This window comes from Bacillus sp. LR--39, assembly GCF_053613335.1.
Genome location: NZ_JBSIOT010001569.1, coordinates 1 through 523 on the forward strand (window position 1 = coordinate 1; position 523 = coordinate 523).

The 523-nt window shown below is 47.6% G+C and carries 1 protein-coding gene; it reads right to left on the bottom strand.

Features of this window, described 5'->3' with window-relative positions:
* The coding region (gene panB, locus ACWHAR_RS31845; protein ID WP_452089022.1) for a 3-methyl-2-oxobutanoate hydroxymethyltransferase at positions 1-521 on the bottom strand (521 nt) is incomplete at its 3' end.
* Positions 522-523 lie beyond the last annotated feature (2 nt).

Consider the following 523-nt stretch of genomic DNA (forward strand, 5'->3'; position numbering starts at 1 on the left):
ACACATTCCAGCACAAGGATGATAGCTCCTGCTTCTTCGCATTTTATACTGTCTTCTATTAATTTTTTGGCGCTTTGTTCGTCTTTGCCCTGTACTTTATAGCCGCCCAGTACGCCGACTGACTGCGGTGTCAAACCTAAGTGGCTGACTACTGGAATGCCTCCAAGCGTTAATGCGCGAATGGATTCAAACACGCCTTCTCCGCCCTCAAGCTTCAGTGCGTCAGCTCCGCTTTCCTGAACGATAGCCGCTGCATTTTTCAGCGTATCTTCCTTGGACAGGTGATAAGACATAAACGGCATATCTGTCACAATAAAGGTATTCGGGGCACCCCTTTTAACGGCTTTTGTATGATGGATCATGTCCGCAACTGTCACACCGACAGTTGAATCAAGGCCGAGGACGACCATTCCGAGTGAATCACCGACTAAAATCATGTCAACTCCCGCTTGTTCAGCAAGTTTAGCTGCCGGATAATCATAAGCGGTCAGCATGACAATCGGTTCTTCAGACTCCTTCATTT